This window comes from Kitasatospora sp. NPDC059327 (assembly GCF_042752535.1).
GTDB lineage: Bacteria > Actinomycetota > Actinomycetes > Streptomycetales > Streptomycetaceae > Kitasatospora.
This window is the reverse complement of record NZ_JBHYYB010000052.1, coordinates 57,508-63,279: the sequence shown is the minus strand read 5'-3', so window position 1 is coordinate 63,279 and position 5,772 is coordinate 57,508. Positions and strand designations below refer to the sequence as shown.

Here is a 5,772-nt window from a genome sequence, read left to right as displayed (position 1 = left end):
GCCCGCCGGGGTAATGGCCCCCCTTCGCATCCCGCCCCGCCTGCTGTCGGTCCGCCCCCACCGCGGCCGGCGCGCGACCCGACGGCTGCCGGTGCGCGGACGAGGTGTTCTGCCACAGGAGACACCCGTCGTGGGACTCCGGCAACAGGCCCGTGGCGGGCGGTACGTGCGCGTGTTGAACGCACCGGTCCGCGCCCCGGGCGCAGTCGGTGCTTCAAAGGGCCGACGGCGGTGGCCTCCTGTGCCGACGCCCCGCTCCGCCCCTCCACGACCCACGGTCGGGCCGGGCCTCGACCGCCCCCGGTGACAGGGGCGGGACAGGGGCGGGGCCGTGAAAGCGATGTCCCCGACCTCATCGGCCGAGCCGTCCGTTCAACACGCGCACGCATGGACCACGGCGCGGCCGTTGCCGTCCCGGGCACAGCAGGTACTTGATGAGGGAGCACACCGACGGATCCGGACCCGGGCCGCGGTGCGCGACGGGGACGCGGCTGTCACCGCGGATGCTCCCCCCACCGGCCGACCCGCACGGCCCTCGTGTCCACGAACCCTCGGACCCCCGCGGCCGTGGATCGCGTGCGCCGGGACCGTCGCCGAGCGCCGAAACCGCCGCGCGGTCGACGCGGTGCCGGAACGCCCCCTCAACCTCGACAGGAGACCCACACGTCATGACCCTGCCCCTCCCGGCCTCGGCCTGTGAGCCGAGTGCCTTCCCGGATCCGCGACGATTCGCGGTGGAGGTCGAGGAACTCCTGCGCACCTTCCTCGCGCGCAAGGCCGAATCGACGACCGCGGGTGGTCGTCTGCCGAACCTCGCGGACCCGATCCAGGAGTTGCTGGAGGCCGGGGGCAAACGCATCCGGCCGATCCTCGCGCTGACCGGCTGGCACGCAGCCGGCGCCACCGGCGACCGGGACACGACGCTTCACCTGGCGGCCTCGCTGGAGCTCTTCCACGCCTTCGCCCTCATCCAGGACGACGTCATGGACCGCTCCGTCACCCGCCGCGGACGCCCCACCGTCCACCAGACCCAGACCGCGCGGAGCGAACGCCGGATCCCCGCGGCCGACCGGACGCGTCGAGCGGCCGCGGCGGCGCGCTTCGGCGAGGGCGCCGCCATTCTCATCGGCGACCTCGCCCTCCTCTGGTCCGACGAGCTGTTCCGCCTCGGCCACCCCACCCAGGCCCAACTGGGCCGGGTGGAGCCACTGCTGACGACGATGCGGTTCGACGCGATCCTGGGCCAGTACCTCGACCTGGACGCCGCCACGCACCTGCACGCCGACGTGGAGTCGGCGCTGTCGGTCATCCGCCACAAGGCCGTCAAGTACACCGTCGAAGCCCCCCTGCAGATGGGGGCCGCCCTGGCCGGTGCCGACCAGGCCCTCATGGACGCCCTGTCCGCCTACGCGGCCCCGCTCGGGGAGGCGTACCAGCTGCGCGACGACCTGCTGGGCGTGTTCGGCGCCCCGGAGCGGACCGGCAAGCCGGTCCTGGACGATCTGCGCGAGGGCACGGCCACCGTCCTGATCACCGTCGCCTTCGACCGGGCCACCCGGGCGCAGCGGGACCTGCTCCACCGGTACCTCGGCTGCTCCACCCTCACCCAGGACCAGGCCGACGAGGCACGTCGCGTCATCGAGGCCACCGGGGCCCGTCACACCGTCGAGCGCATGATCACCGACAGGTACGAACAGGTCCTGACCGCAATGGACGACGCGCCCTTCGAAGCACCGGTCGCCGACGCCCTGCGCCGTCTCGCCGCCCAGGTCGTCCAACGGGCGGCATGAACCACGGTCGCCTCGGCCCGTCCCCCTCCACGTCCCCTGCCCCAGGACCCTCGGACCCGAGCGTCCCGAGCGTCCCGTCGCGACAGACCCCGTACCCCTTCCACCCGTGAGGAGCCCGGACATGGCAACCAAGCACCCTGACGTGCGCAACGATTTCGAGCAGGCCGCCTTCCAGTACTACGACAACAAGCGCGCCGACCCCCTCAACCTCGACCTCGGGCACGAGGACGGCTTCTACCACCACCACTTCGCCATCACCGACTTCGACCGCACCGTGCTGGCGGAGAGCCACCCCGAGCTCCGTGAGAAGCGCGTCCGCTCCGAGCTCCACCGGCTGGAGACCGAGCAGGTGACGGCGTTCAGCACCGCGCTGGGCGAGCTGCCGCCGGCGAGCCGGATCCTCGACGCCGGCTCGGGCCGCGGCGGCACCAGCCTCCTGCTCCACCAGCGGTACGGCTGCGAGGTCGACGCGGTGAACTTCTCCACCTACCAGAACGCCTTCGCCCGCGAGGCGGCCGCCTCCCTGGGCGTGGCCGACCACGTGCGCTTCCACGACACGAACATGGTCAGCACCGGATTCGCCGATGCCACGTTCGACGTCGTCGTCACCAACGAGACCACGATGTACGTCGACCTCGACGAGGCGTTCACCGAGTTCGCCCGCGTCCTCAAGCCATTGGGCCGCTACGTCCTCACCACCTGGTGCGTCAACGACGCCCACGGCACCACACCACCGGAAGCCGCGCGGATCGACGCGCACTACCGGTCACTGACCCACACCCGCGACGAGTACCTCACCGCACTGCGCGACCACGGCCTGTACCCCTACCAGGTCGACGACCTCACCGAACTCGCCACCCCCTACTGGGAGCTGCGCACACACTCGGAACTCGCCACCGGCATCGAACAGCCCTACCTGACGGGCTACCGCACCAACCGCATCAACTACATGCGCGTCGCCTCCCGGAAGGCGGGCGGGTGCCCCTGACCGGCGGTCGGTCGGCCGGGGTCACGGACGGGGTCACGGACGGCGTCCCCACGCGGAGATCAGCGGAGCGGTGGCGAGGTCGAGCCGCCCGGTGGCGACGTTCGCCAGGTGACGGTCGATCTCCTCGTCGGTGGCGAGCCCCTCCCCGACCAGGCGGTGACGGATCTGCCGCACCGTCGCGTCCTCCAGCACCACGCACGCCGGTGAGGTGATCGGGAAGTACGCGTCGGCCCGCACGTCGTCCAGACCGGCTTCGCGCAGCGCCCTGGGCAGGGTCCGCCCGTACGCGAGGTCCGCGCCCCGCGCCGCCATCAGGGTGCGGAAGCCCGTGCGCAGCCGGTTGGCGAGCCGCTGTTCGGGGCCGGACTCGTCCGGGCAGAGCAGCGGCTGCAACGCGGGGTCGGCGTCCTCCAGGAGCAGCCGGCCGCCGGGGCGCAGCGCCCGGACCATCCGGCGCAGGGCCTCGGCGCGGTCGGCGACGTGGACCAGGACCAGCCGGGCGTGCACCAGGTCGAACTCGCCGGGTGGCGGCGGATCGGCCGCCACGTCGTGGACCAGCACCTCGATCGGGCCGCCCGCGATGTCCCTGGTCCAGGCGATGTCGATGTCGGTGGCGACCACCCCGCCCGTCGGGCCGACGCGCTCCGCCAGCCCGAGGGGGACGGAGGGTCCGCCGGCGCCGACCTCCCAGCAGCGCATGCCGGCGCCGATGCCGAGCCGGTCGACGTGCCGGAACGTCACCGGGTCGAACAGCTCGGCGAGGGCGCCGAAGCGGGTGCCAGCCTGCGCCTGCCGGTTGTCCAGCAGGTAACCGCGGTCCGTGTCGTGCTCGCTCATGGGGCGATTCTGGCATCGGAGGACCGCCGGGCCGGTGAGGCGGTCCTGGCGGTCGACCGGGCCTCCTCCGTCGGGCCGTGGCCGCCGGTGTCGCGCGGACGACCGGCGGGCCCGCGTGCCACGGCGCCACCGGGTTCGCCCGCGGTGGCGCCGTGGCTCGTGTCCCGCCGCCCGGTCGGTCAGCGCTCCTCCTCCGGGCGGTCCGCCTCCTCCCAGCGGGTGTGGAAGACCCCGTCGCGGTCGACCCGCCGGTAGGTGTGCGCGCCGAAGAAGTCCCGCTGCCCCTGGATCAGGGCGGCCGGCAGCCGCTCCGCCCGCAGGCCGTCGTAGTACGCGAGCGCGGTCGCGAAGCCGGGTGCCGGCACGCCCAGCTGCGCGGCCGTCGAGACCACCCGCCGCCAGGCCGACTGCGCGGACCCGAGCGCCTGCGCGAAGTGGGCGTCGGTCAGCAGGGTGGGCAGCGCGCCGTCCGAGTCGTACGCGGCCTTGATCCGGTCGAGGAACCGGGCCCTGATGATGCACCCACCGCGCCAGATCGCGGCCATCGCGCCGGGGTCGATCCGCCAGGAGTACTCGGCGCTGCCCGCCTGGATCTGGTGGAAGCCCTGCGCGTAGGCGACCATCTTGGAGGCGTACAGGGCCTGCTCGACGTCCTCGGCGAAGCGGTCGGAGGCGGCGCTGTCGAGCCAGGTCTCGGTCGGTCCCGGCAGGCCGCGGCCCGCCTCGCGCAGGGGGGCGCTGCCGGACAGCGAGCGGGCGAAGACCGCCTCCGCGATGCCGCCGACGGGGACGCCGAGTTCCAGGGCGGTCTGGACCGTCCAGCGCCCGGTGCCCTTCTGCTCGGCCCGGTCCAGCACGATGTCGACGAAGGGCCGGCCGGTCTCCGGGTCGGTGCGGGCGAGGATGTCCGCGGTGATCTCGATCAGGTAGGACTCCAGCCGCCCGCCGTTCCAGGTGCGGAACACCTCGGCGATCCGGTCCGGCCGCATGCCCGCGGCGTGGCGCAGCAGGTCGTACGCCTCGGCGATCAGCTGCATGTCCGCGTACTCGATGCCGTTGTGGACCATCTTGACGAAGTGGCCGGCACCGTCCGGTCCGACGTGCGTGCAGCAGGGCCTGCCGTCGACCCGGGCCGCGATGTCCTCCAGCAGCGGCCCCAGCAACCGGTACGCCTCGGCCGTGCCGCCCGGCATGATGCTGGGACCTTCCAGCGCGCCCTGCTCACCGCCGGAGATACCGCTGCCGACGAAGTGCAGCCCGCGCCCGCGCAGGGCGGCCTCCCGCCGTCGGGTGTCGAGGAAGTGGGCGTTGCCGCCGTCCACCAGCACGTCGCCCTCGTCGAGCAGCGGGACGAGCTCGTCGATGACCGCGTCGGTCGGATCACCCGCCTTGACCATGATGACGATCATGCGTGGGCGTTCGACGGCCGCGACGAACGCCTCCGGCGACTCGGCCGGGACGAACGCGCCCTCGTGGCCGAACTCCTCCAGCAGGGCGTCGGTCCTGGCCCGCGTGCGGTTGTGCACGGCCACCCGGTAGCCGTGGCGGGCGAAGTTCCTGGCCAGGTTGCGGCCCATCACGGCCAGTCCGGTGACGCCGATCCGGGCCTTCGGCTGCTCGGTCATCAGGCTCTCCTACTCGGCGGACAGCGAGAGGATCTCGTCCTCGGGGACCTCCAGGTACGTCTCCCCCTCGACCTCGATCACCGAGCCGGAGAACGTCGCGAAGACGATCCGGTCGCCGACCTTGACGTCCACCGGGTGCGGTTTGCCGCTCTCCAGGGGGCGGCCTGGTCCCACCGCCACCACCTCGCCCGTGCGGGTGTCGGCGTCCGCGGCGGGTTCCCCGAGGGGCCTGACGACCAGGCGATCGTGTTCCGGGTGGAAGTCGGGCATGAGGTGCTCCTCTGAACTGGGTGGGACGGGTGCGAACAGGAGGACCGGCGGAACCGGTCGGCGCGGGCCGGGGCGGTCCCCTTCGATTCTGCCGGGGTTCCCGGATCCTGCACGGTAGGACCGCGGCCCTTCGGCCTCATGGCGTCGGGCCGCCCCGCGGCCCCCCCCCCCCCCCGGGGCCGGGTGCCGCCCCGATCTCGACGCCGCGGGCGGCGGGCGGCCCGGCCCCGGTGAGCAGCGCCACCTCCACCGACACCCCCCG

At 73.4% G+C, this 5,772-nt stretch carries 5 protein-coding genes; 2 read left to right on the top strand and 3 right to left on the bottom strand.

Annotated elements, in window-relative coordinates:
* The first annotated feature begins 668 nt into the window (after positions 1-668).
* Together ACFXHB_RS27605 and ACFXHB_RS27600 are read left to right on the top strand one after the other, a co-directional pair.
* Positions 669-1,790 carry a polyprenyl synthetase family protein gene (locus tag ACFXHB_RS27605; protein ID WP_380577352.1) on the top strand — a complete coding sequence of 374 codons (1,122 nt, stop codon included), beginning with the start codon at positions 669-671 and terminating at the stop codon, positions 1,788-1,790.
* Positions 1,791-1,911: 121 nt separating this feature from the next.
* Positions 1,912-2,778, top strand: a complete 867-nt coding sequence (locus tag ACFXHB_RS27600) for an SAM-dependent methyltransferase (protein ID WP_380577351.1) — start codon at positions 1,912-1,914, stop codon at positions 2,776-2,778.
* Between the two features lie 33 nt (positions 2,779-2,811).
* Here ACFXHB_RS27600 and ACFXHB_RS27595 read toward each other — a convergent pair whose 3' ends face one another.
* From ACFXHB_RS27595 to ACFXHB_RS27585, 3 genes are all read right to left on the bottom strand, one after another.
* Positions 2,812-3,615, bottom strand: a complete 804-nt coding sequence (locus ACFXHB_RS27595) for a methyltransferase domain-containing protein (RefSeq protein WP_380577350.1) — start codon at positions 3,613-3,615, stop codon at positions 2,812-2,814.
* A gap of 179 nt (positions 3,616-3,794) precedes the next feature.
* Positions 3,795-5,240, bottom strand: a complete 1,446-nt coding sequence (gene gndA / locus ACFXHB_RS27590) for an NADP-dependent phosphogluconate dehydrogenase (RefSeq protein ID WP_380577349.1) — start codon at positions 5,238-5,240, stop codon at positions 3,795-3,797.
* Positions 5,241-5,249: 9 nt separating this feature from the next.
* Positions 5,250-5,510 carry a co-chaperone GroES gene (locus ACFXHB_RS27585; RefSeq protein WP_380577348.1) on the bottom strand — a complete coding sequence of 87 codons (261 nt, stop codon included), beginning with the start codon at positions 5,508-5,510 and terminating at the stop codon, positions 5,250-5,252.
* Positions 5,511-5,772 lie beyond the last annotated feature (262 nt).

Coding starts and splice junctions, on each gene's coding strand:
- ACFXHB_RS27585 (WP_380577348.1), bottom strand. CDS start 5,510: ATGCCCGACTTCCACCCGGAACACGATCGCCTGGTCGTCAGGCCCCTC.
- ACFXHB_RS27595 (WP_380577350.1), bottom strand. CDS start 3,615: ATGAGCGAGCACGACACGGACCGCGGTTACCTGCTGGACAACCGGCAG.
- gndA (WP_380577349.1), bottom strand. CDS start 5,240: ATGACCGAGCAGCCGAAGGCCCGGATCGGCGTCACCGGACTGGCCGTG.
- ACFXHB_RS27600 (WP_380577351.1), top strand. CDS start 1,912: ATGGCAACCAAGCACCCTGACGTGCGCAACGATTTCGAGCAGGCCGCC.
- ACFXHB_RS27605 (WP_380577352.1), top strand. CDS start 669: ATGACCCTGCCCCTCCCGGCCTCGGCCTGTGAGCCGAGTGCCTTCCCG.